The 21,748-nt window shown below is 66.1% G+C and carries 20 protein-coding genes, 2 tRNA genes and 1 pseudogene; 11 read left to right on the top strand and 12 right to left on the bottom strand.

Annotation, left to right across the window (positions count from 1 at the left end; genetic code table 11):
• Positions 1-2: 2 nt before the first annotated feature.
• Positions 3-1,553, bottom strand: a complete 1,551-nt coding sequence (locus BN3385_RS15735) for a carboxyl transferase domain-containing protein (protein ID WP_059017917.1) — start codon at positions 1,551-1,553, stop codon at positions 3-5.
• A 96-nt stretch (positions 1,554-1,649) separates the two neighbouring features.
• On the opposite strand from BN3385_RS15735, the gene BN3385_RS15730 reads away from it, so the two are divergent.
• Positions 1,650-2,288 (top strand): SACE_7040 family transcriptional regulator, encoded by a 639-nt coding sequence (locus BN3385_RS15730; RefSeq protein WP_059017914.1) that lies wholly within the window; start codon positions 1,650-1,652, stop codon positions 2,286-2,288.
• Here BN3385_RS15730 and BN3385_RS28660 read toward each other — a convergent pair.
• The 3 genes from BN3385_RS28660 to BN3385_RS15720 all read right to left on the bottom strand — a co-directional run bounded on the left by BN3385_RS28660 (position 2,276) and on the right by BN3385_RS15720 (position 4,580).
• Complete coding sequence (locus BN3385_RS28660; protein ID WP_170313125.1) at positions 2,276-2,431, bottom strand: DUF6131 family protein; 156 nt, start codon at positions 2,429-2,431, stop codon at positions 2,276-2,278. The two genes, BN3385_RS15730 and BN3385_RS28660, sit on opposite strands and share 13 nt — an antisense overlap.
• A 43-nt stretch (positions 2,432-2,474) precedes the next feature.
• Positions 2,475-2,684 (bottom strand): hypothetical protein, encoded by a 210-nt coding sequence (locus BN3385_RS15725; protein ID WP_059017912.1) that lies wholly within the window; start codon positions 2,682-2,684, stop codon positions 2,475-2,477.
• A 63-nt stretch (positions 2,685-2,747) separates the two neighbouring features.
• Positions 2,748-4,580, bottom strand: coding sequence for an alpha/beta hydrolase family protein (locus BN3385_RS15720; protein ID WP_059017910.1), 1,833 nt, complete (start codon positions 4,578-4,580; stop codon positions 2,748-2,750).
• A 130-nt stretch (positions 4,581-4,710) separates the two neighbouring features.
• Here BN3385_RS15720 and BN3385_RS29340 point away from each other — a divergent pair, with 130 nt between their 5' ends.
• Together BN3385_RS29340 and BN3385_RS15715 are read left to right on the top strand one after the other, a co-directional pair.
• Positions 4,711-4,869 carry a hypothetical protein gene (locus BN3385_RS29340; RefSeq protein WP_353612229.1) on the top strand — a complete coding sequence of 53 codons (159 nt, stop codon included), beginning with the start codon at positions 4,711-4,713 and terminating at the stop codon, positions 4,867-4,869.
• 104 nt (positions 4,870-4,973) lie between these two features.
• Positions 4,974-5,486 carry an MmpS family transport accessory protein gene (locus BN3385_RS15715; protein WP_353612228.1) on the top strand — a complete coding sequence of 171 codons (513 nt, stop codon included), beginning with the start codon at positions 4,974-4,976 and terminating at the stop codon, positions 5,484-5,486.
• Here BN3385_RS15715 and BN3385_RS15710 read toward each other — a convergent pair.
• A complete protein-coding gene (locus BN3385_RS15710; protein WP_059017908.1) occupies positions 5,483-6,787 on the bottom strand; it encodes an MFS transporter in 1,305 nt (434 codons plus the stop codon). The genes BN3385_RS15715 and BN3385_RS15710 overlap by 4 nt on opposite strands.
• A gap of 35 nt (positions 6,788-6,822) precedes the next feature.
• Here BN3385_RS15710 and cmrA point away from each other — a divergent pair, with 35 nt between their 5' ends.
• Complete coding sequence (gene cmrA / locus BN3385_RS15705) at positions 6,823-7,629, top strand: mycolate reductase (RefSeq protein WP_059017907.1); 807 nt, start codon at positions 6,823-6,825, stop codon at positions 7,627-7,629.
• Positions 7,630-7,708: 79 nt separating this feature from the next.
• On the opposite strand, the gene BN3385_RS15700 is transcribed toward cmrA, so the two are convergent.
• Positions 7,709-9,289, bottom strand: a complete 1,581-nt coding sequence (locus tag BN3385_RS15700; RefSeq protein ID WP_059017905.1) for a helicase HerA-like domain-containing protein — start codon at positions 9,287-9,289, stop codon at positions 7,709-7,711.
• A 116-nt stretch (positions 9,290-9,405) separates the two neighbouring features.
• Between BN3385_RS15700 and orn the strand changes: the two genes are divergently transcribed.
• Positions 9,406-10,041: an oligoribonuclease gene (gene orn / locus BN3385_RS15695; RefSeq protein WP_059017904.1), complete on the top strand. Its 636-nt coding sequence runs from the start codon at positions 9,406-9,408 to the stop codon at positions 10,039-10,041.
• Positions 10,042-10,069: 28 nt separating this feature from the next.
• Positions 10,070-10,145 (top strand) — tRNA-His (locus tag BN3385_RS15690).
• Between the two features lie 45 nt (positions 10,146-10,190).
• Here the strand turns inward: BN3385_RS15690 and BN3385_RS15685 are convergent.
• From BN3385_RS15685 to BN3385_RS15670, 4 genes are all read right to left on the bottom strand, one after another.
• Entirely contained in the window at positions 10,191-11,681 is a 1,491-nt protein-coding gene (locus tag BN3385_RS15685) for a FadD7 family fatty acid--CoA ligase (RefSeq protein ID WP_059017902.1), read from the bottom strand.
• Positions 11,678-13,387 carry an oxalyl-CoA decarboxylase gene (gene oxc, locus BN3385_RS15680; RefSeq protein WP_059017900.1) on the bottom strand — a complete coding sequence of 570 codons (1,710 nt, stop codon included), beginning with the start codon at positions 13,385-13,387 and terminating at the stop codon, positions 11,678-11,680. Before oxc ends, BN3385_RS15685 begins: the two co-directional genes overlap by 4 nt.
• 33 nt (positions 13,388-13,420) lie before the next feature.
• Positions 13,421-14,824: an OFA family MFS transporter gene (locus tag BN3385_RS15675; RefSeq protein ID WP_059017897.1), complete on the bottom strand. Its 1,404-nt coding sequence runs from the start codon at positions 14,822-14,824 to the stop codon at positions 13,421-13,423.
• A gap of 143 nt (positions 14,825-14,967) precedes the next feature.
• On the bottom strand, positions 14,968-15,645 hold the full coding sequence (locus BN3385_RS15670) for a GntR family transcriptional regulator (protein WP_059017895.1): 678 nt from the start codon (positions 15,643-15,645) through the stop codon (positions 14,968-14,970).
• A 207-nt stretch (positions 15,646-15,852) separates the two neighbouring features.
• Between BN3385_RS15670 and frc the strand changes: the two genes are divergently transcribed.
• Positions 15,853-17,109, top strand: coding sequence for a formyl-CoA transferase (gene frc, locus BN3385_RS15665; RefSeq protein ID WP_059017893.1), 1,257 nt, complete (start codon positions 15,853-15,855; stop codon positions 17,107-17,109).
• A gap of 42 nt (positions 17,110-17,151) precedes the next feature.
• Here the strand turns inward: frc and BN3385_RS28990 are convergent.
• A pseudogene (locus tag BN3385_RS28990) lies at positions 17,152-17,318 on the bottom strand (L,D-transpeptidase family protein); the annotation flags it as partial.
• A gap of 150 nt (positions 17,319-17,468) precedes the next feature.
• Between BN3385_RS28990 and BN3385_RS15660 the strand changes: the two are divergent.
• Positions 17,469-18,077 (top strand): class I SAM-dependent methyltransferase, encoded by a 609-nt coding sequence (locus tag BN3385_RS15660; RefSeq protein WP_059017891.1) that lies wholly within the window; start codon positions 17,469-17,471, stop codon positions 18,075-18,077.
• Between the two features lie 5 nt (positions 18,078-18,082).
• Here the strand turns inward: BN3385_RS15660 and BN3385_RS15655 are convergent, their stop codons facing one another.
• On the bottom strand, positions 18,083-19,300 hold the full coding sequence (locus BN3385_RS15655) for an Ig-like domain-containing protein (RefSeq protein ID WP_059017890.1): 1,218 nt from the start codon (positions 19,298-19,300) through the stop codon (positions 18,083-18,085).
• Positions 19,301-19,462: 162 nt separating this feature from the next.
• Between BN3385_RS15655 and BN3385_RS15650 the strand changes: the two genes are divergently transcribed.
• The 3 genes from BN3385_RS15650 (at position 19,463) to BN3385_RS15640 (ending at position 21,742) form a co-directional block, all read left to right on the top strand.
• Positions 19,463-19,535 (top strand) — tRNA-Lys (locus tag BN3385_RS15650).
• 279 nt (positions 19,536-19,814) lie between these two features.
• Positions 19,815-20,501, top strand: a complete 687-nt coding sequence (locus BN3385_RS15645; protein ID WP_353612235.1) for a rhamnosyl O-methyltransferase — start codon at positions 19,815-19,817, stop codon at positions 20,499-20,501.
• Positions 20,502-20,641: 140 nt separating this feature from the next.
• The gene (locus BN3385_RS15640) at positions 20,642-21,742 is read left to right on the top strand and encodes a ferritin-like domain-containing protein (protein ID WP_059017888.1); all 1,101 of its coding nucleotides are present in this window, start codon (positions 20,642-20,644) and stop codon (positions 21,740-21,742) included.
• The last annotated feature ends 6 nt before the right edge of the window (positions 21,743-21,748 follow it).

Raw genomic sequence — 21,748 nt, 5'->3', positions numbered from 1 at the left:
CGTCACATCCTGAAGACGCCGTAGGAGACCGGCTCGACGGGCGCGTTGGCCGTGACCGAAAGCGCCAATCCCAGAACCGTCCTGGTGTCAGCGGGGTCGATCACGCCGTCGTCCCACAGCCGGGCGGTCGAGTAGTACGGGTTGCCCTGGTGTTCGTACTGGGCCCGGATCGGGGCCTTGAAAGACTCTTCCTCGTCCGGCGTCATCTCCCCGCGCACGGTGGCGAGCACCGAGGCCGCCTGTTCGCCGCCCATCACCGAGATGCGGGCGTTGGGCCACATCCACAGGAAGCGTGGCGAATACGCGCGTCCGCACATCGAGTAGTTGCCGGCACCGTAGGAGCCGCCGATGACGACGGTCAGCTTCGGCACCCGCGCGCAGGCCACCGCGGTCACCATCTTGGCGCCGTGCTTGGCGATGCCGCCGGCCTCGTAGTCGCGGCCGACCATGAAGCCGGTGATGTTCTGCAGGAAGATCAGCGGCACCATCCTCTTGTCGCACAGTTCGATGAAATGTGCTCCCTTGAGCGCGGATTCGCCGAACAACACACCGTTGTTGGCGACGATGCCGACCGGGTGGCCGTGAATGTGGGCGAAGCCGGTGACCAGGGTGGTGCCGTACTCGGCCTTGAACTCGCTGAACTCGCCGCCGTCGACGATGCGGGTGATGACCTCGTGCACGTCGTAGGGCACGCGGGCATCCACCGGGACGACGTCGTAGAGCTCATGCTGATCGGCAATCGGAGCGACAGTGGCGCGCACGTCCCACGGTCGCTGCTCGCGCGGGCCGAGGGTGTCGACGATGCGACGGACGATGCGTAGCGCATCGCGATCGTCGTGCGCGAGATGGTCGGTGACACCGGAGGTCTTGGAATGCAGGTCACCGCCACCGAGTTCCTCGGCGGTGACCACTTCGCCGGTGGCGGCCTTCACCAGTGGAGGCCCGCCGAGGAAGATCGTCCCCTGATTGCGGACGATCACGGCCTCGTCGCTCATGGCGGGCACGTAGGCGCCACCGGCGGTGCACGATCCGAGCACCGCGGCGATCTGGGCGATGCCGGCCGCGCTCATGGTGGCTTGGTTGAAGAAGATCCGGCCGAAGTGGTCCCGGTCGGGAAAGACCTCGTCCTGGCGCGGGAGGAATGCACCACCGGAGTCCACCAGGTAGATGCAGGGCAGCCGGTTCTGTAGCGCGACCTCCTGGGCGCGCAGGTGTTTCTTCACCGTCACCGGGTAGTACGTGCCACCCTTCACCGTGGCGTCGTTGGCCACGATCATGCATTCGCGTCCCGAGACCCGGCCGATCCCGGTGATGATTCCGGCGGCCGGGCACTCGTCGTCGTACATGCCGTCGGCGGCCAGCGGCGCGATCTCGAGCAGAGGGCTGCCGGGGTCGAGCAGACCGTCCACCCGCTCGCGCGGCAACAGCTTGCCGCGGGCGACGTGGCGCTCACGGGCTCGCTCCGGGCCGCCGAGGGCGGCAGCGGCCAGCTTGGCGCGCAGCTCCCCGACGAGCTGGGTGTGCGCCTCGCGGTTGGCGGCCGGTGAAGTCATCGTCGAAGTCCCGTCGCAATTGAGTTAATGACGACTAACTCGTGTTAGGTTAGTGAAGATTAACCGAAACGTCTAGACGTGCTTCCCGGAGGGGTCATGCCCGAGGCGCCAACCCGCCGCAGCAGGCAGAAGTCGGATCGCCGATCCGCACTGCTGGCCGCCGCGGAACGGCTGATGGCCGAGAAGGGCTTCCTCGCGGTGCGACTCGAGGACATCGGGGCGGCGGCCGGCGTCAGCGGCCCGGCGATCTACCGGCACTTCCCCAACAAGGAGGCGCTGCTGGTGGAACTGCTGGTCGGCATCAGCACCCGACTGCTGGCCGGTGCGCAGGATGTGGTGGCTCAGGCCGGCACTCCGGCCGACGCGTTGGCGGGATTGATCGAGTTCCACCTCGACTTCGCCCTCGGCGAGTCCGATCTGATCCGGATCCAGGACCGCGACATGGCCAATCTGCCGGCTTCGGCACAACGGCAGGTGCGCCGGGCCCAGCGCAGCTATGTCGAGGTGTGGGTGGCGGTGCAGCGTGAAGTCGACCCCACACTGGAGGAGTCCGACGCACGCCTGATGGCCCATGCGGTTTTCGGTCTGCTCAACTCCACCCCACACAGCATGAAGCCCCTGGCGGCCAAATCGGCCGACCCGGGGCGTTCACGCGATGTGCTGCGCGCGATGACGGTCGCCGCGTTGTCCACGGCCGGCGACCGCCATCATCGCGCGGTTGGTCAATACCAGTAGCGACGTCCCGCGACCGGACGGCCGACGGCACCGAGCAGCCACAGCACGGCGCCGATGACGAGCAGGATGACGCCGATGGTCCAGAGAATCTGGATCTTCAGCACGAATCCCAGGATGAGCAGGATTGCTCCGAGCACAATCATTTGTTTCCTCCAAAACGTAACTTGCTGAACTTCTTTCGCACCACTACTGGCTGGGTTGCGGCAAATTGCAGTCCGTCACAGTGGGATTGACGCCGGCGTAGTTGAGCGGTCCGGCGACAACGGTCAATGCGATGGACCCTGCCGTTGCACAGTTGGCTTCGCTGTTCGAGAAGTAACCGCGCTGCCAGGTAGCGAATACTCCGATCAGCAGCCACACGACCACGATCACTCCTATGATTCCGCGGCCTCGCATGGTGAGCCTCCCTCGATCATCCGCACCACTTGGCGGACAGGGTTTTACCCGTCCGAAAGTTCTTTAAACATCGGAACCAAAAGCGCTCTTCAGCCAGTCGGCCACCGCACCTGCCAGCACGGTGTGGTTCTCCCGGCGGGTGATCTCGTGGCCGTCGTCGGCGAAGAGCAGAAGGCGCGCCGTGCGCCCCAGGGCCCGCAAGGCCTCGACGATCTGCTCGGACTCGCTGACCGGCACGTTGGTGTCGTTGGCGCCGTGCACCACCAGCAACGGTGCGGTCAATGACTGAACGCGGCGCAGCGGGGAAAGTTCTTCCAGCAGTTCGCGGTCGGCCACCGGATGGCCGTACTTGGCGTAGGAGGCGGCCGCGATCCAGGCCTCGGTGTTGCGGTAGAACGTGCCCAGATCGCTCATGCCGCAAATGCTGACGCCGGCGACGAACAGACCCGGATGGAATGCCAGTGCCGCCATGGTGAGGTACCCGCCGTAGGACCACCCGGCGCACGCGATCCGGTCCGGGTCGGCGATGCCCTCGGCGGCAAGGTATCCCGCGCAGTCGGCGACGTCGTCGATCGCGGCGAACCGCTTGTCCCGGTCGTCGGCGTGGGCGAACTCCCGACCGAAACCACCAGACCCGCGCACATTGGGCGCGAACACCGCCACCCCCTCGTCGAGCAGTGGCGGGAAGATCTGGCTGTAGCCGGGCCGTGCCTGACCTTCGGGGCCACCGTGCAGATAGATCAGCGCGCCGATCTGCTCGACGTGCGGCGGCGGGCGGTACAGCCAGCCCGTCAGCTGCCTGCCGTCGCGGGCGGTCAGCGTGTGCAGAGTTGGGGCGGCCGAGACCGGACCGGTGCTGGGCCTGCGGTCGATGCGCTCCCACACCCCCGACCGGGGGTCGACCACTTCGACGGTGCGAGGCATGTCCGGACCCTCGACCGTCATCGCCACCAGCGAGCCACCGGCGCTGATCGACAGTTCACCGGCCACCATGTTCGGCAGCGGGATCGGGTCGCTCAGGCTGTAGTCGGCGTACTCGAGGATCTGTAACTCACTGCAGCCGTTGATGTTCCAGAGCAGAGCGACCGTGGACAAATCGTCGCTGACGGCGAACTCGTCCAGATCGTGGCCGGCACGTTCGGCGACGACCTGGTAGGCGACGCCATCAGGGCTGACGGTGACCTCCAGCAGGCGGGCGTACCCGGCCCCGTTGTCGCTGCGGATCAGTGCGCGCACGTACTCGCCGGGCTGGTACAGCGTGGTGAGATCACCGTCCGGGCCGGACCGCAGGCGGCGGGGAGCGTGGTCGTCGAGAATCACCCCGAGCTCGGTGCTGGATCCGGGATCGTAAGGGAGCAAGGCGATTTCGGTGGTCCCGTGCAGCATGATCAGTTCGCGGTAGCCGCGCGGGCCTACCCGGATCAACGCCGAACCCGCCCAGGCATCGATGAGCCGGCCGCCGGAGCGGCGATCCAGCACGGTCACCGTCCCATCGGCCGGGTCGATCAGAGTGGACTGGCCCACCCCGTCATCCCCGGTAAGGATCGCGCACACCCGTGACCCGTCCCAGGCGATCAGCTCCGCGGTACCGGTCTGCATGCGGTCGATCCGTCGCGCCATCCGGTCGTCGGGGTCGGTGGTGACCACCCAGATCTGGGTGCGGGTGCCGCCCTCGGGGGCCACCTCGCACGCCAGCCAGTGACCGTCGGCGGAGTGCATCACCTTGGTCACCGGACCGTCGACGGGCAGGTCGACGTCACGCGAGGCACTGGCGTGCCTGCCGCGCAGGAACCGCTGCACCGCCCGCGGGTAGCCGCCGTCGTCCACCAGATGCGCGAAGGCCGTCGCATCGGGCGACAACGACGCCCCGTACGTTGCACGAACGTCGCGCTCCACGTCACCTCCTTGACCTCCCAGTTACCCGGTACTTCGTTCCACGCAGCCCACCGGTGGTAAACACGGTGCTGGGCTTCTGGGGGAAACGAGGGGCTACCGGCAGTCGGTAGCCTGCAGGCATGAGGTGGCAATGAACGATCCGCGCCGAACAGAGTGGTCCGACCCGACCCAGCAGATCGGGAACGGGTACCCGCCGAACCCCGATCCCGCCTACGCGGGTCAGTACTACGGCTACGGCTCGGGGTACGTGCCACCGGCGACACAGCCCACCGAGCAGCTGCCCACCTAGCGACACAGCCCACCGAGCAGCTGCCCACCTACTGGCAGCCCGGCGCAGGGTATCCGCCCGCCGATCCTCCCCCTCCGCCGCAGCCGCCCAAGTCACCGCGCTGGTTGTGGATCCTGGCCGGTGTCGCGGTGCTGCTGGTCGTCGGCCTGGTGATCGCCCTGGTCATCGTCACCAGCTCGTCGCGGGAGTCCACCGTCGCCGTGCCGGTTCCGCCGGTCACCGGCACCAGCACCGCCCCCAACGCCACCTCCACCACCCGGATTCCGCTGCCGACCACGTCGCAGTCCACCCTGCCGACGCCGAGCGCGGTACCGACAGCGCCGTTGCCCGGCGAGACCACCAGCCCGACCGGCACCGACACCGTCGTCTACACCGTCGACGGTGAGGGCCGGGCCATCAACGTCACCTACGTCGACACCGGCGGCATCATGCAGACCGAGTTCAACGTGCTGCTGCCGTGGAGCAAGGAGGTCAGTCTGACCTCGCCTGCCCGCGGGTCGGCCAGTGTGGCGGTGGTCAACGTCGGACGCGATGTGACGTGCAGCGTGACGGTCAACGGCGTTCAGGTGCGGCAGCGTTCCGGGCGCGGTCTGACGATCTGCACCGGCGCGGCCTAGCGGGGAACCCGCACCGCCAGCATGCCGAGCAGGCCGGCGGCCAGTACCACGCAGATACCGCCGAGTCCGGCGCGGTCGGCGTCGAACAGATCGACGAAGACGAAGAACAGCCACGGCGCCAGGAAGGCCGCGGCTCGCCCGGCCATAGTGAACAGGCCGAAGGCCACCGCCTCCTTGCCGTGGCCGGCCATCCGCAGCAGCAGGGTGCGCGACGCCGACTGCACCGGCCCGAGGAACAGGCATAGCAGCAGCCCGCACGCCCAGAAGGCCGCCGGCCCGGACAGGCTGAGCAGGGTGAGGCCGACGACGATCATGGCGGCCAGCGCCCCGACGATCACCGGCTTGCCACCGATGCGGTCGTCGAGGTGGCCGCCGATCACTGCGCCCACCGCCGCGACCGTCGAGGCCACCACACCGAAGATCAGGACGTCGGACTGGGAGACGCCGTAGACGCCGACGCCGAGGACGGCGCCGAAGGCGAAGACACCGGCCAGGCCATCCCGGAAGACGGCGCTGACGATCAGGTAGTAGACCAGGTTGCGGTCCCGGTTCCACTCCGACTTCAGGTCGCGCCACAGCTGGCGATAGCCGCCGAGAATGCTGGCGGGTGCCGGCTCGGGGGCACCGACCGGGTTGAGGGTGTGCGCCGTTTTCAGCAGCGGGAGTGCCAGGACGGCGAAGCAGACGGCGGTGACGAGCATCGCGGCGCGGACGTTCTGGCCGTCGGCGGCGGGGATGCCGAACAGGCCGCGGGTGGGTCCGGTGCCGCCGATGAAGCCGAGGTAGACGACGATCAGCAGCGCGACGCTGCCGAGGTAGGCGGCCCCGGCGCCGAGGCCGGAAATGCGGCCGGCGTTCTCTGGGGTGGTCAGCTGCTTGAGCATCGAGTTGTAGGGGACGCTGGCGATATCGGTGCAGGCCGTGGTGAAGGCCAGCAGAGCCAGACCGGCGGCGAAGTAGGCGGGCTGGGCCTTAATGAGGCTCATGGCGCAGGTCGCGAGGACGACCAGGATGGTCAGCAGGGTCAGCGCGGCCCGTCGCCGCTGCGGAGCCTGCACCAGCACACCGGTCAGCGGCGCGAGCACCGCCACGGTGATGCCCGCGATGGTCAGCGTCCTGCCCAGCCAGCTGGCCGCCGAGGTATCGCCCCCGAGGTCGGCGCCGACCGTGCTGGTCAGATAGACCGGGAAGACGAAGGTCGCGACGATGGCGATCAGGCCGACGGCACCGAAGTCCCACAGCGCCCACGCCACGATCTTGGACCGCCCCGCGGTCGGTGAACCCAGCCCGGGGCTGCTCATGCGGGCCAGAGTAGCGAGCGCCCTACGATGGCCGCATGCCAGTCCCCGCGCCCTCACCTGACAGTCGTGCCGTCGTCACCGGAGCCTCCCAGGGCATCGGTGAGGCGCTGGCCACCGAACTCGCAGCCCGCGGCCACAGCCTGATCATCACCGCACGACGCGGCGAGGTGCTCACTGAGCTGGCCGCCCGGCTGACCGATCGCTACGGCGTGACCGTCGAGGTGCGCGCCGTGGATCTGGCCGACCCGGCCGCGCGCGGTGCGCTGGCTGACGAGCTCGCCAGCCGCGAGATCTCGATCCTGTGCGCCAATGCCGGGACCGCGACGTTCGGGCCGGTCGCCAGGCTCGATCCCGAAGGCGAGAAGGCGCAGGTTCAGCTCAACGTGCTCGGCGTGCACGACCTGGTGCTCGCGGTGCTGCCGCAGATGGTGGCGCGCAAGGCCGGCGGCATCCTGATCTCCGGCTCGGCGGCGGGCAACTCCCCCATCCCGAACAACGCGACCTATGCGGCCAGCAAGGCGTTCGCCAACACGTTCAGCGAGTCGCTGCGCGGTGAGGTCAAGAAGGACGGCGTGCACGTGACGCTGCTGGCGCCGGGCCCGGTGCGCACCGAGCTGCCCGATGAGTCCGAGCAGTCTCTGGTGGAGCGGCTGATCCCGGATTTCCTCTGGATCAACACCGAGTACACCGCCCGACTGTCGCTGGATGCCTTGGAGCACAACAAGATGCGCGTGGTTCCAGGCGTGACGTCCAAGGCGATGTCGGTGGCCTCGGGGTATGCGCCGCGGGCGATCGTGACGCCGATCGTGGGTGCGGTCTACAAGAAGCTCGGCGGCGACTAGCGGCACTCCCCTTCGCCGCGAGTGGCCACTTACGTCACGGATTTCGCGCTGCAGCGTGGCACAACTGGCCACTCGGCGACTAGCGGCGCCGGCGGCCCGTCCCGAAGATGCTGCGGGTGATCTCGCGGCCGATGACGGTGCCCGCCGAGCGCATCGCACTCTTGAAGGCCGGGCTGTTCATCACCTGGTCGAGGACACCGGGCTCGGCCTTCTCCACCTGCTTGGGCATCGGCGGCAGATCGATGCCGGTCGGCAGGATCGGCGGCAGGTCGGCGCCGCCGACCTCGTCGGGCGGCGGTGCCATCTTGGCCGCCAGCATCTCGTAAGCCGACTCGCGGTCGATGGTCTGGCCGTACTTGAGGAACAGCGGGCTGGCCTGGGCGACGGCCTTGATGTAGTCGGGCCCGATGGTGTCCATCAGCGAGTGCGGCGGGCGCAGCCGCGTCCAGGCCACCGGGGTGGGGGCGCCGCGCTCGGAGAGGACGGTGACGATCGCCTCGCCGATACCGAGTGCCGTGAGGTCGGTCTCCAGGTCGTAGAACTGGGTCTTCGGGTAGGTGCGGACCGTCTTGGTCAGTGCCTTCTGGTCATCCGGGGTGAAGGCCCGCAGCGCGTGCTGGATGCGGGCGCCCAATTGGGACAGCACGTTGTTGGGGACATCGGTGGGCAACTGGGTGCAGAAGAAGACGCCGACGCCCTTGGAGCGGATCAGCTTGACGGTCTGCTCGACCTGAGCCAGGAACGCCTTGGAGGCGTCATTGAACAGCAGGTGGGCCTCGTCGAAGAAGAACACCAGCTTGGGCTTGTCAACGTCGCCGACCTCAGGCAGATAGGTGAACAGGTCGGCCAGCACCCACATGAGGAAGGTGGAGAACATCACCGGCCGGGCGGCCTGCTCGCCGAGTTCAAAAAGGGTGATGACGCCGCGGCCCTGGGAGTCGACGCGCAACAGGTCGGCAGGGTCGATGGCGGGCTCACCGAAGAAGGTGTCGCCGCCGTCGGCTTGCAGGTTGACCAGCGCGCGCAGGATCACGCCCGCGGTCTGCGGGGACACCCCGCCGATGGTCTTGAGCTGTTCCTTGCCCTCGTCGCTGGTGAGGTAGGTGATCACCGAGCGCAGATCCTTCAGATCGAGCAGCGGCAGACCCTGCTGGTCGGCCCAATGGAAGATGAGCCCGAGCGTCGACTCCTGAGTAGCGTTGAGGCCCAACACCTTTGACAGCAGAATCGGACCGAAGGCGGAGATCGTCGCCCGAACCGGAACACCGACCCCGCCGGTGCCCAGGGACAGGAACTCCACCGGGAACGGCGCGCCGGCCCAGTTGTCGTCACCGGTGTCCTTGGCGCGCTGAACGGTGCGCTCGCTGGCCTCCCCGGGCCGGGACAGACCGGAGAGGTCGCCCTTGATGTCGGCCATTACGACGGGCACACCGGCGGCGGAGAGCTGTTCGGCGATCACCTGGAGCGTCTTGGTCTTGCCGGTGCCGGTGGCTCCGGCGACCAGGCCATGGCGGTTCATCATCGCCAAGGGGATGCGGACCTGCGCGGCGGGATCGACGGCGCCGTCGATGACGACCGAGCCGAGTTCGAGAGCTTGCCCGGTGGTGGCGTAGCCGGCGGCGATCTGCTGGGCAGGAGTCGCTGTCGATTCGCTCGTCATGGGCCCGATCCTCCGTCTTTTCTCGCGTGATGGCCGCTACGACACTACTTGCCATCGGTGACCGGAGACGGGTGGAACGGGCACCGACAAGCGGGTTGGGCTTACTGTGGATCGCTGTGCGTGAAGAATTGGTGTGGATCGACTGCGAGATGACGGGCCTGGACCTGCGAACCGATCGGCTGATCGAGATCGCGGCCCTGGTGACCGACGCCGACCTGAACGTTCTGGGTGAGGGCGTCGACGTCGTGATCCACGCCGACGACGACGCGCTGGACGGCATGGTGGAGGTCGTCGCCAAGATGCACCACCGGTCCGGGCTCACCGAAGAGGTACGGGCGTCGACCATCGACGTGCCGGCGGCCGAACAGTTGGTGCTGGACTACATCCGTACCCACGTCACGGCCGCCAAGACTGCCCCGCTGGCCGGGAATTCCATCGCCACCGATCGCGGTTTCATAGCGCGGGACATGCCGAAGCTGGACCAGTACCTGCACTACCGGATGATCGACGTCAGCTCGATCAAGGAACTGTGCCGGCGCTGGTATCCGAAGATCTATTACGGACAGCCGGAGAAGGGGCTCGCGCACCGGGCTCTTGCCGACATCCGCGAATCGATCCGCGAGCTCAAGTACTACCGGCAGACGGCGTTCGTGCCCCAGCCGGGGCCTTCTACCAGCGAGATCGCTGCCGCGGCGGCGTCGATCGACGCGGTCGGCGATACCGATTCGGTTGTCGAGGGCGAAAGCGGCTAGTATCGACGACGCCGGTTTCCCGGCAATGGTGGCTGTAGTTCAGTTGGTAGAGCACCAGGTTGTGATCCTGGCTGTCGCGGGTTCGAGTCCCGTCAGCCACCCCAACGTCAGGGGCCCTTTCGAGGGCCCCTGACTTTGTTCCAGGGGCCTCACTGGGCGTACTGCCGGGCGACTGCGGCTCGATCGACGGAGCCCTTGGCGGTCAGCGGAAGCTCGTCGGCGAAAGTGATGTGCTCGGGGATCTCGAAACTGGCGAGCCGGCCGCCACTGTAGGCGCCCAGATCGGGTTCGGCGTGATCACGCGTCACGACCACGGCGGCAACCCGCTCGCCGTAGAGGGCGTCGGGAATCCCGAAGACCACTGCCTGTGCGACGTCCGGGTGGGAGGCGAGAACCTGCTCGACGTGCTCCGGGGAGATCTTCTCGCCGCCGCGATTGATCTGTTCCTTGATGCGCCCCTTCACGCTCAGCGTTCCGTCTTCGTTCACCGCACCCAGATCCCCGGTGCGTAGCCAGCCGTCGACGAACGTGCCGGCCGTGGCGGCGGGGTTGTTCAGGTAGCCGCGCACGATGGTCGGTCCCGACAGCCAAATCTCCCCGGTTGACCCGGCCGGAACGCTGTTGCCGTCGGCGTCGGCGATCCGCACCGACAGGCCGGTGGGCATCCCGACGGTGTTCAACCGGGCGGCCTCGTCGTGGGACGCCAACACGGAGCTGGCCTGATGAGTCGCCTCGGTCATCCCGTAGGCCGCCAGCAGCGGTGCTGCGAACGTCTCCTCCAGCTGTCGCGCCGTCGCCGGCGAGAGGGGCGCGCTGCAGCTGCGGATGAAACGCAGCCGGTCCCGCGAGGCGGGGGTCAGCTCGGCGCCGGCCCGGTCGAGCACGATCCGGTGGATGGTGGGCGCAGCGGTGTACCACGTGGCTTCGACGGTGTTCATGTCGTCCCAGAACGTGCTCGCAGAAAACCTGCCGCGGGCCGGAAGCAGGATCCGGCCACCGCTGGCCAGCGGGGCGAGCAAGCCGGCAATGAGCCCGTGCCCGTGGAACAACGGCATCACGGCCACGGTGGCGTCGGCGCGTCCGAGTCGGTACGCGCCCACGATGCCAGTGACCGACGACCTGATGTTGTCGTGCGTCCAGGGCACCATCTTGGGGGTTCCGGTGGTGCCGGAGGTGAACATCAGCAACGCATCGCCAGCAGTGAGCCCGGGTAGCGGTTCGTCGTACGTGCGTGGCGTGCCGTCGATACTGATCCCGTCCGACTCGAGCAGCCAGGCAGGATCCCCGCCAAGAGATTTCTGGTGGCCGTCGACGAGGGTGACTCGGACATGCGCCATCTCGGCCCGCGCACGCCTTTCGGCATCCGGCAGGGCTGGGTCGAACGGCGCGATGACGAGGCCGGCCCGTGCCGCGGCAAGCAGTCCCACAACGAATGCGAGGCAGTTCGATGCCTGCAGTGCCACGACATCGCCGGGTTGAAGTGGGGACCGTTGCAATCGTTGGCATTCGGTGACGACCATGTCGGCCAGCTCACCGTAGCTGATCCGTCGACGCTCGGCGCTGATGATCAAGGCAGTCGAATCCGGTGCAGCCAAGGCAATTTCGTCAATGACGTGGCCGAGCCATCTCTGAGTGGTCATGACCGCTCCTGAACTGTGATGCCCTTGGGATTCAGATGGGTGATGTTGCCGCTCTCGGTGCCGTCCGTCGGGTCGATCACACAGTCGATCAGCGCGGGCCCACCGGCCGACAGGGCCTCTCGTAGGAAGGCGCCCACCTCGGCAGGTGTGCTGGCCCGATATCCGTTGCCGCCGAACGCCTCGATCATCACGTCGTGACGAGCCCGCAGGGCGGTAGGCGCCGGGTCGCCCGAGCCGGAGACATCGTCGCCGCGATAGACGCCGCTGTTGTTGAGGACCACCGTGACGATCGGCAGGTTGTACCGGCAGATCGTCTCCAGCTCCATGGCGCTGAACCCGAAGGCGCTGTCGCCTTCGACCGCGATGACCGGCTCGCCGGTCTCCACGGCCGCGGCGATGGCGTAGCCCATCCCGATACCCATCACCCCCCAGGTTCCACTGTCCAACCGGTGCCGCGGCACCTGCATGCCGATCGTGTTGCGCGTCAGGTCAAGTGCGTTGGCGCCCTCGTTCACCAGATAGATGCGGGGGTCTTCGCGAATGACGTGGTGGATCTCCTGCAGGGCGCCGAGAAACTTCATCGGCTGGGCGGTCTGGGCCGCTGCGAGGCGGTCGGTCATCTTGGCGACGTTCTGCGCCACCCTGGTTGCAAGTTCATCGCGCCACGGCGCCGGGACCGCGATCCGACCCGGCTTGTTCCGCTCGATGAGAGCCGCCATCACCGACCCGACGTCGCCAACCAGCGGGGCCGCGACGGGCTGATTGCTGTCCATTTCGGTGCCGGCGATGTCGACCTGGATGAACTTGACATCCGGACTCCACGTCGGCGATTCGCCATGTCCAAGAAGCCAATTCAGCCGGGCACCGACCAGCATCACCACGTCGGCTCTGCGCAGGGCCACCGACCGGGCAGCCGCCACCGACTGCGGGTGATCGTCGGGCAGCAGCCCTTTGGCCATCGACATGGGCAGATACGGCACGCCGGTAGTCTCGACGAACTCGCGGATGGACTCGTCGGCCTGCGCATAGGCGGCCCCCTTGCCCAGCACGATGAGCGGGCGTTCGGCGCCGGCCAGCAGGTCGATCGCGCGATCGACTGCTTGCGGGTCGGCCCACTGCCGCGGCGCCGGGTCGGTAACCCGCCACACCGTCGAGGCGGCCTGCTGCGCATCGAGGACCTCACCGAGCACCGCGGCGGGGATGTCGAGGTAGACCCCGCCGGGACGGCCCGACACCGCGGTGCGGATCGCCCGCGCGATGCCGCGGCCGATGTCCTCGGCCCGCGACACCCGGTAGGCCGCCTTGACCAATGGCTTTGCCACCGCGAGTTGGTCCATCTCTTCGTAGTCGCCACGCTGAAGATCGACGATGTGACGCTCACTGGAGCCCGAGATCTGAACCATCGGAAAGCAGTTCGTCGTGGCGTTGGCCAGCGCCACCAGTCCGTTGAGAAAGCCGGGAGCCGACACCGTCAGGCAGATGCCAGGCCGTCCGGTGAGGAACCCGGCCGCGGCCGCCGCGTGCCCCGCGTCGCTCTCGTGCCTGAACCCGATGTACCGGATGCCGGACTTCTGCGCGAGGCGGGCCAGGTCCGTGATCGGAATGCCGACCACCCCATAGATCGTCTGCACGTCGTTGAGCTTGAGCGCGTCGACGACCAGATGAATGCCGTCGGTCAGAGCGCCGGGTTCTGGTGTGGAGATCATGATGTAAACCCTTTCTTATCCGTTGTATTCGTGTCAGCGCTCTGCGAGTACAAGAGCCGATTGTGCGCCGGCGAGGCGGCCTGCGGTCGGAGAATGCGGTCGTTCCGTCGGGCCCGGACGACCCGGCTGACGCAGCAGCGCAGCAATCCCGGCGGAGACCAGAGCGCTCAGCGCGGCGATCCAATACGCGCCGGAGTAGTCCCAGGCATCGATGATCGCCGAGCCGACACCGATCCCGACGGCGGAGCCCACCAGCTTGGAGCTGTAGACCAGCCCGTAGTTGCTGGCATTGTTGTTCTCGCCGAAGTAGTCGGTGGTGATGGCGGCGAACAGCGGGTAGAAGGCGCCACCGCCGAATCCCACCAGCAGGGCGAAGAATAGGAACACGATCTCGTTGCCCGCTTTGCCGGCGTAGAGCAGGCCGATCAGGGCCAGGGCCGAGATCACCAGCACCAGCAGCAGAGTCGGCTTGCGTCCGATCCGGTCCGACACCCACCCCGTGATCGCGCGGCCAACTCCGTTGACGACCGACAGCACGCCGGCCGCCATCGCCACGATCATCGGAGCGAAGCCCAGATCTGTGGCGAACGGAACCATGTAGCTGATCCCGAACAGGGAGACGCCGGCGGTGATACCCAGCGACAACCACATCAGGGGCAGCATTCCGGTCCGGATCGCCTCCAGCGGGGTGTACTGCCGGAAGGCGGGAGGGTTCTTCGCCAGGCTCTGCGCGCCGGACTTGCTGGCCGCCCACTGCAGCGGGTCGATGTTCGCCGGCCACCAGTTCTTCGGCGGATCGCGGAAGAACGCACCGCAGGCGGCGACGACCACAAGCATGAACACTCCCACGGCGTCCAGCAGCCACACGTAGGTGTCCGGACTCAGCGCGTAGCTGAAGATGAAGATGAACGGGACTGCACCGTAGGCGAATCCGCTGCAGACGAAGCCAGTCTTGGCACCCCGCCGCTCGGGGTACCACTTGCCGACGATGCTGATTCCCGTCGTATAGACCAAGCCGACCCCGGTGCCGCCGCAGACAGCGAAGCCAAGGTAGGCGATGGCCAGGTTGCTGCTGTGGGCGATGCTGAAGAAGCCGATGCCTGAGAGCACAGCGCCGGCCAGCATGGCCGTGCGAGCCGACACGATCCCCTTTTCGCGTAGCCAGCCGGTCGGGAAGCCGACGGCCGCCTGGAACATCGCCCATACGGACAGCAGCCAGAATGTCTGCGACAGGCTCCAGCCATGCGCCTGCTCGAGAGTGCCCTCTGCCGCGCCGAAGCCGAATTCGAACACACTGACAGCCATGGTGGCGATCCACGGCAGCCAGACCATCGAGGCTCGGGATCTGCCAAGGATGTCGCGGTCGGTTTCCCCGACCCGGTAGACGCGGCCCTTCGCGTCGATGATCTCGCGATAAGTTGCGGTCGCTGCGGACATGATGCCTCTCTCTCCAGCGATTCAGATGCATACGGTATTCCGTATACAAAAAGTGTTCAGCTAGAGAGGCGTGGTGTCTTTCGGGTAAACGGACGATCCAGCGGACGACACGCTGTCATCCGTTCGGATGAACGGGACTCACGTCACCCGGCGTGTTCAGCGTCCTGACGACGGCGATGGTAGATCTCTCGGGTGCGTTCGGTATGGCGGCGCATCAGATCACCGGCCCGCCGGCTGTTGCGGCGCGCGATCGCGTCGATCAATTCGGCGTGCTCGTCCCAGGAGTCCTTGCCGCGGCTGCGCGCAATGGGTGAGTAATACCAGCGCACCCGGCGCTCGACGGAGGCGATGAGATCGGCCAGCACAGAGTTGCCGGCCATGGCCACCACATAGTCGTGCAGGGCGGCGTTGGCGGCGACCAGAGCTTCCTGGTCGTCCTTTGCGAGGGCTTTCTCTCCGGCACGCTGCAACTCCTGCAGACGCTCGACATGTTCGGCGGTCGCCTGCCGGGCGGCCAGCCTGGCCGACTCTGCCTCGAGCAGGGAGCGCACAGCCAACAAATCATCGGCCTCGGCGTCGGTGGGAACGTGCACGAAAGCGCCCTGGGCTGGCCGTAATTCGACAAAACCCTCGTTCTGCAGGCGGTGCAGCGCCTCCCGAACGGGCTGCCTGCTGACACCGAGCTGCGATGCAAGCTCTTGCTCGACCAGGTGCTCACCCGGTGACAGTTCGCGGGTCACGATCATCTCCGCGAGTGCGTCGTAGACCGACTGGCGCAGGGTTGCCGGGCGCTCCAGTGGCGCGCGCACAGTTCGAACCATGGGCCACAGTATACAGTCGACCAGCTCTCCCCCAGAGCGTGTCGCGAGCCCGGCGAAAAGGTCACCGCGGAGCGAATCACCTTTGCATCAAGCAAAAGCGGAGGGGGTTGCAGAGTTAATCACGTCACACCGCATTGTTGTTCATCTTTGCAATTGTATACAGTCGACAGTATGCCGTTAGCCCGGCCTCGAGGAAGGAACATCGTCATGGATACGAAGCCGCTGTCAGGGATCAAGGTGATCGACTTCACCGGCGTGCAGGCGGGTCCCGCCTGCACTCAGATGCTGGCCTGGTTCGGCGCCGATGTGCTCAAGGTCGAGCGCACCAGCGGGGGTGATGTGACACGCAATCAACTTCGTGACATCCCCGACGTCGACGCCCTGTACTTCACCATGCTCAACAGCAATAAGCGGTCGCTGGCCATCGACACCAAGTCGCCCCAGGGCCGGGAGGTGATGGAGAAGCTGGTTCGCCAGGCCGACGTCCTGGTCGAGAACTTCGCGCCCGGCGCAATGGACCGGATGGGTCTGTCGTGGGAGACGCTGCAGGAATGGAACCCGCGGCTGATCTTCGGCTCGGTCAAAGGGTTCAACGACGAATCACCGTGGAACGACCTCAAGGTCTACGAGAACGTCGCCCAGTGCGCAGGCGGAGCTGCGTCCACCACCGGCTTCTGGGACGGCCCGCCGACCATCAGCGCTGCGGCGCTCGGCGACAGCAACACCGGCATGCATCTGCTGATCGGTATCCTCACCGCGCTGATCGCCCGGGACAAGACCGGCAAGGGACAGAAGGTTTCGGTGTCGATGCAGGACGCCGTTCTGAACCTCTGCAGGGTCAAGCTGCGCGACCAGCAGCGCCTGGACCGGGTTGGCTACCTGGAGGAGTACCCGCAGTATCCCCACGGCGAGTTCGGTGATGTGGTCCCCCGCGGCGGCAACGCCGGCGGCGGCGGCCAGCCCGGCTGGGTGCTCAAATGCAAAGGGTGGCAAACCGATCCGAACGCCTACATCTACTTCACCATCCAGGAACAGAACTGGGCCCGCACCGCGGCCGCAATCGGCAGGCCAGAGTGGGCCGATGACCCCGAATACAACACCGCGCGCGCCCGCCAGGACAAGATCTTCGATATCTTCGCCGAGATCGAGTCATGGCTGGCCGACAAAACCAAGTTCGAGGCGGTCGACATCCTGCGCACCTTCGAGGTGCCATGCGCGCCGGTCCTGAGCATGAAAGAGATCGCCGAGGATCCCGCGCTGCGCGCGAGCGGAACCGTTGTCGAGGTGGATCAGAAGGGCCGCGGAAACTATCTGACTGTAGGCAGCCCGGTGAAGTTCTCGGCGTTCCAGCCCGAGATCACCGGCGCTCCCCTGCTCGGCGAGCACACCGACGATGTCCTGGCCGAACTCGGCTACGACGCCGACACGATCGCCGAATGGCACCGGAGCAAGATCGTCGTCTGATCCAGGTCTGACGAACGTCAGCCGTTGCCGTTGCCGGCCCTTCACTGCCTCGACGATGTCGCCGCGCTTGGTGTTGTTGAAGAACCACTGCGCATTGCTCGGGCTGAGGTTAGGGCATCTGGGCGGCGAATGATCATGTGTGAGAAGCGGTCACCGATGATGTACACGCCGTTGTTGGTGAGCGTTCTCTTCTTGCCCATCGAGATCGGCTTGTAGAATCGGCGTCTCGGGGGGTCGAAGTCGCGGCACGCGTCACGATGCCTCGCGCACCAAGAGTCGCTGGCTCACATCTATTGTTCGGGGGAACTGTTATGACAAGCGCGCCGTCGCTACACCTCACTAGCGCTGACATTCGGAAGATGCGCCGAGAGATCGTGCGGCACCTGTGGTTGCGAGGCCGTCCTCCGCTCGAGGGTTCGACCTCCACCGAAGAACTGCTGTACCTGGCCAACCTCGCGCAGGACACCGGCGCCCGACTGGTCGGGGAGATCGGGTTCAACGCCGGCTTTTCCAGCTTTGCGTTTCTCAGCGCGCACCCCGAGATCGAGGTCGTGTCCTTCGACCTCGGTGAGCACGCGTACAGCCGCACGGCGAAGAAGCTGATCGACCAGAAATTCCCAGGCCGTCATACGCTGATCACCGGCGACTCCACGATCACGGTGCCGGAGTATCACAGAGCGAATCCGGACGTCAGGTTCGACCTCGCGTTCATCGATGGCGGCCACGCCTACGACGTCGCCCAGGCCGACGTCGCGAACATGCGGTTGTGCTGCAGCGAGTCGACGGCAGTGGTGATGGACGACCTCACCCCATGGTTGAGCTGGGGCGAGGGTCCCTACCGGGCCTGGACCGAGGCCATCGATGCAGGCGTGCTCCGCCAGGTGGAGATGTTCAAGGACGGCCGGCGGGTGGACACGATGGAACCCCCGGGCAAGCGAAGCTGGGCGCTGGGCAACTACGTTCGCTGAGCCGCTTACGTGTTGGCGTTGCCGGCCTTCCACTGCGGCCATGGGATGTTCCAGTCGCCCAGGCCGTCGGTGCCCGGCAGCGTGGAGCCGACGGTGTTGATCACCTCGACGATGTCGCCGCGCTTGGTGTTGTTGAAGAACCACTGTGCATTGCTCGGGCTGACGTTGAGGCAGCCGTGGCTGACGTTGGAGTAGCCCTGGCTACCGACCGACCACGGCGCGGAATGCACGTAGATGCCGCTGTAGGACATCTGGGTGGCGAAGTCGACCTCGGTGCGATAACCGTTGGGCGAGTTGGAGGGAACGCCATAGGTCGACGAGTCCATGATCATGTGTGAGAAACGGTCACCGATGATGTAGACGCCGTTGTTGGTGGGCGTGCTGTTCTTGCCCATCGAGATCGGCATGGTCTTGATGACCTCGCCGTTCTGCCGGATGGTCAGCGTCTTGGTGTTGTCGTCGGCGGTCGCGATCACCTCATCACCGATGGTGAAGTGGGTCGTCAGGTTCTCCTGGCCGAACAGCCCGTCACCCAGATCCACCCCGTAGGTGTTGACCGCGACGTCGATCTTCGTGCCGGGCTTCCAGTAGTTCGCTGGGCGCCAACGCACTTCGCGGTTGTTGAGCCAGTAGAACGCACCCTCGACCGGTGGATCGGTGGTCACCTTGATCGCCCGCTCGGCGGCCGCGCGGTTGGGGATGTTCTCGTCGAACCGCACCGCGATCGGCTGGCCGACACCGACGACCTCGCCGTCGCCGGGCAACAGATACGGCATCGTGAGGTTTTCCGGCGACTGCGTCTCGAAGGTGAGCTTCTCGGTGGTGACACCGCCAAGACCCAGCGACCGCGCGCTCAGCGTGTAGCTCTTGTTGTAGCCCAGCGGCTCGGTGGTCTTCCACGTCACGCCGTCCGGGCTGAGCTGTCCGGTCACCTCCGTGCCCGACTCGTTGACCATCGTCACCGAACCCAGCACACCGCCGGTGGCCGTGATCGTGACCGGCTTGTCCACCGCGACGTCGACCGCACCGTCTTTGACCGACGCAGCCAGCTGGGGAATGAGGAGGTCCCCAAACGGGGTGCCCTTGTCGGCGATCACCTTCACCGGCGGCGGCGCCGGGTCACTGCCACAGGCGCTCAGGACTAACAGCAGAGCGGGAATGAGGGCGAGCACGAACAACCGGACCCGCGATCGTGCGGGGGTTGCCGAGCCGACCTGCCACATACCGGGGACTACCTCGCTAGCTGTGTAAAAGCTGGGAATCTTCAGTCTAGGGGCTGCGATCGCCTGGTGGCGACCGCGCAGGTCAGCGGCTGCCGTCAAGCCGTCATCGAGGGGATTTCTCACTACGGCTACTGGCCTGTTAAAGTCATCGACGCAGTTCACGCGCCGTTAGCTCAGTTGGTAGAGCAGCTGACTCTTAATCAGCGGGTCCGGGGTTCGAAACCCTGACGGCGCACAATCCACGAAGACCCCGCCCCCGGGCGGGGTCTTCGTGTTTCTGCACACAACTCCCCCTTTTCCCTCAGGCGAGATCCGCAATGCGAACCGGATCCGGCTTGCCATTTGTCCACTTTGGGTAGAACGGGCAAACAATGAAGGCAACAATACGGACCTATGGTAGGAAAACCGTTGTCAGTCCGAGGGGTGCTGAACACACGGGAGGAAAGCGCAGTTGACCGTGCTCAACGCTGGGACCGCCAAGCGTCCAAATGTATTCAAAACGACGCTGAAGTCAGTGCGGAGCGTGGCTCGATCTGCGTTCGCCATCTTCATGTATCAACCGACCGGCGCGGAGCCGGAGGAATACAACAAGTGGTACTACAACACCTTCGTCTGGCGGAAAACCAGCTGGATGGGCGTCACCACCTGGAAGTCCGTCAGCGACATGTGGAACTACCAGGAGATCCTGGTCCAGGTGAAGCCGTCACTCGTCATCGAGTTCGGCAGCAACCAGGGCGGCTCCGCGTTGTTCTTTGCCAGCGTGATGCGCCAGATCGGCCGGCCGTTCAAAGTGCTCTCAGTTGACATCACCCACAAGCCACTGGATCCGGCCGCGCGCAAGGACCCCGACATCCTGTTCGTGGAGGCGTCATCGACCGATCCGAAGATCGCCGAGCAAATCCTGAGCCTGAAGAACGAGTACCCGGGTCCGATCTTCGCAATCCTGGATAGTGACCACACCAAAGACCACGTCCTGGGCGAGATGAAGCTGCTACGCCCCCTGCTCAGCTCGGGCGATTACCTGCTTGTCGAGGATTCGATCGTCAACGGCCACCCGGTCCTGCCGGGCTGGGGCCCGGGACCCTACGAGGCCATCGAGGCATATGAGGCGGAGTTCCCCGACGACTACACCCACGACGTCGAGCGTGAGAACAAATTCGGCTTCACCTTCGCCCCCAACGGGTTCCTCATTCGCAACTGATTGCAGTAGTCGTGTACTGACTCTTGCCCCGCGGAAATGATCGTTAATTGACAGGTCCGTCAGTGTTGACCTCACCGACGGCCGCTGTAACGATTGTGATGTTCGTCACCTGACGACTCCGCAGCCAAAGGGGGCAGCACATGACCACGAAAGACATCTACACCGGGGTTCCCGACCCCTACTCGTGGGAGGTGCCCAGCACCGGCGAGGCGCGCTTCACCTGGGAGTACGACGAGGGCCGGGCCCGCCTGCTGTCCCTGTACCAAAAAGGCAAGGACAAACAGTGGGACGCGCAGTCCCGCATCGACTGGTCCCAGGAGGTCGACCCGGACAACCCGGTGGCGCTGCCCACCGAGTTCCATCCACTCTTCGGCAGCCCGATGTGGGAGGCGGCCGACGCGGCGCGGCAGGCGGAGATGCGCCGGCACTTCCAGGCCTGGCAGATCTCGCAGTTCCTGCACGGGGAGCAGGGTGCGATGGTGTGCGCCGCCAAGATCGTCGAGGTGGTGCCGGATCTGGATGCCAAGTTCTATGCGGCCACCCAAACCATGGATGAGGCACGCCACGTCGAGGCGTTCGGCCGGTTCCTGCAGGACAAGGTCGAGATGGCCTACCCGATCAATACGCACCTGACCGCACTGCTCGAGGACACCCTGCACGACTCGCGCTGGGATGTGCCCTATCTCGGCATGCAGGTCCTCATCGAAGGGCTGGCACTGGCCGCCTTCGGGGTGATGCGCGATATGGCCGCGCAGGACTCCCTGGCCAAACAACTGCTGGCCTACGTGATGCAGGACGAGGCGCGCCACGTCGCCTTCGGTCGCATCTCGCTCAAGGACTACTACTCCGCGCTGTCCGACGCCGAGCGGGCCGACCGTGAGGAGTTCGTGGTCGACGCCTGCTATCTGATGCGTGACCGGTTCCGCGGCGAAGAGGTATGGGCCACCCTCGGTATGGACGTCAAGCAGTGCTCCGAGTGGGTGGACAATTCGCCACTGATGATCCAGTTCCGCTCACACCTGTTCAGTCGCATCGTGCCGATCGTCAAGGACATCGGCCTGTGGGGCGACAAGGTGCAAAAAGCCTTCCGCGACATGGGTGTTCACGATATGGCCGGCTTCGACATCGACGGTCTGATGAAGGCCGACGAGGATCAGGCCGAGCAGTTGGACAAGGCGCACGCCGAGATGACGGCCCGGGTCCACGAAGTCGACGAGGCCATCGCTGCCGGCGCGAGCTGACCCAAT

Source organism: Mycobacterium sp. M26 (assembly GCF_001494595.1).
Taxonomy (GTDB): domain Bacteria; phylum Actinomycetota; class Actinomycetes; order Mycobacteriales; family Mycobacteriaceae; genus Mycobacterium.
This window is presented reverse-complemented; position numbering and strand designations above follow the sequence as displayed.

What these genes read in the sequence shown, in the direction of transcription:
- BN3385_RS15735 (WP_059017917.1), bottom strand. Translation starts at nt 1,553, where the DNA reads ATGACTTCACCGGCCGCCAACCGCGAGGCGCACACCCAGCTCGTCGGG.
- BN3385_RS15730 (WP_059017914.1), top strand. Translation starts at nt 1,650, where the DNA reads ATGCCCGAGGCGCCAACCCGCCGCAGCAGGCAGAAGTCGGATCGCCGA.
- BN3385_RS28660 (WP_170313125.1), bottom strand. Translation starts at nt 2,431, where the DNA reads ATGATTGTGCTCGGAGCAATCCTGCTCATCCTGGGATTCGTGCTGAAG.
- BN3385_RS15725 (WP_059017912.1), bottom strand. Translation starts at nt 2,684, where the DNA reads ATGCGAGGCCGCGGAATCATAGGAGTGATCGTGGTCGTGTGGCTGCTG.
- BN3385_RS29340 (WP_353612229.1), top strand. Translation starts at nt 4,711, where the DNA reads ATGAACGATCCGCGCCGAACAGAGTGGTCCGACCCGACCCAGCAGATC.
- BN3385_RS15710 (WP_059017908.1), bottom strand. Translation starts at nt 6,787, where the DNA reads ATGAGCAGCCCCGGGCTGGGTTCACCGACCGCGGGGCGGTCCAAGATC.
- cmrA (WP_059017907.1), top strand. Translation starts at nt 6,823, where the DNA reads ATGCCAGTCCCCGCGCCCTCACCTGACAGTCGTGCCGTCGTCACCGGA.
- BN3385_RS15700 (WP_059017905.1), bottom strand. Translation starts at nt 9,289, where the DNA reads ATGACGAGCGAATCGACAGCGACTCCTGCCCAGCAGATCGCCGCCGGC.
- BN3385_RS15685 (WP_059017902.1), bottom strand. Translation starts at nt 11,681, where the DNA reads ATGACCACTCAGAGATGGCTCGGCCACGTCATTGACGAAATTGCCTTG.
- oxc (WP_059017900.1), bottom strand. Translation starts at nt 13,387, where the DNA reads ATGATCTCCACACCAGAACCCGGCGCTCTGACCGACGGCATTCATCTG.
- BN3385_RS15675 (WP_059017897.1), bottom strand. Translation starts at nt 14,824, where the DNA reads ATGTCCGCAGCGACCGCAACTTATCGCGAGATCATCGACGCGAAGGGC.
- BN3385_RS15670 (WP_059017895.1), bottom strand. Translation starts at nt 15,645, where the DNA reads ATGGTTCGAACTGTGCGCGCGCCACTGGAGCGCCCGGCAACCCTGCGC.
- frc (WP_059017893.1), top strand. Translation starts at nt 15,853, where the DNA reads ATGGATACGAAGCCGCTGTCAGGGATCAAGGTGATCGACTTCACCGGC.
- BN3385_RS15660 (WP_059017891.1), top strand. Translation starts at nt 17,469, where the DNA reads ATGCGCCGAGAGATCGTGCGGCACCTGTGGTTGCGAGGCCGTCCTCCG.
- BN3385_RS15655 (WP_059017890.1), bottom strand. Translation starts at nt 19,300, where the DNA reads ATGTGGCAGGTCGGCTCGGCAACCCCCGCACGATCGCGGGTCCGGTTG.
- BN3385_RS15640 (WP_059017888.1), top strand. Translation starts at nt 20,642, where the DNA reads ATGACCACGAAAGACATCTACACCGGGGTTCCCGACCCCTACTCGTGG.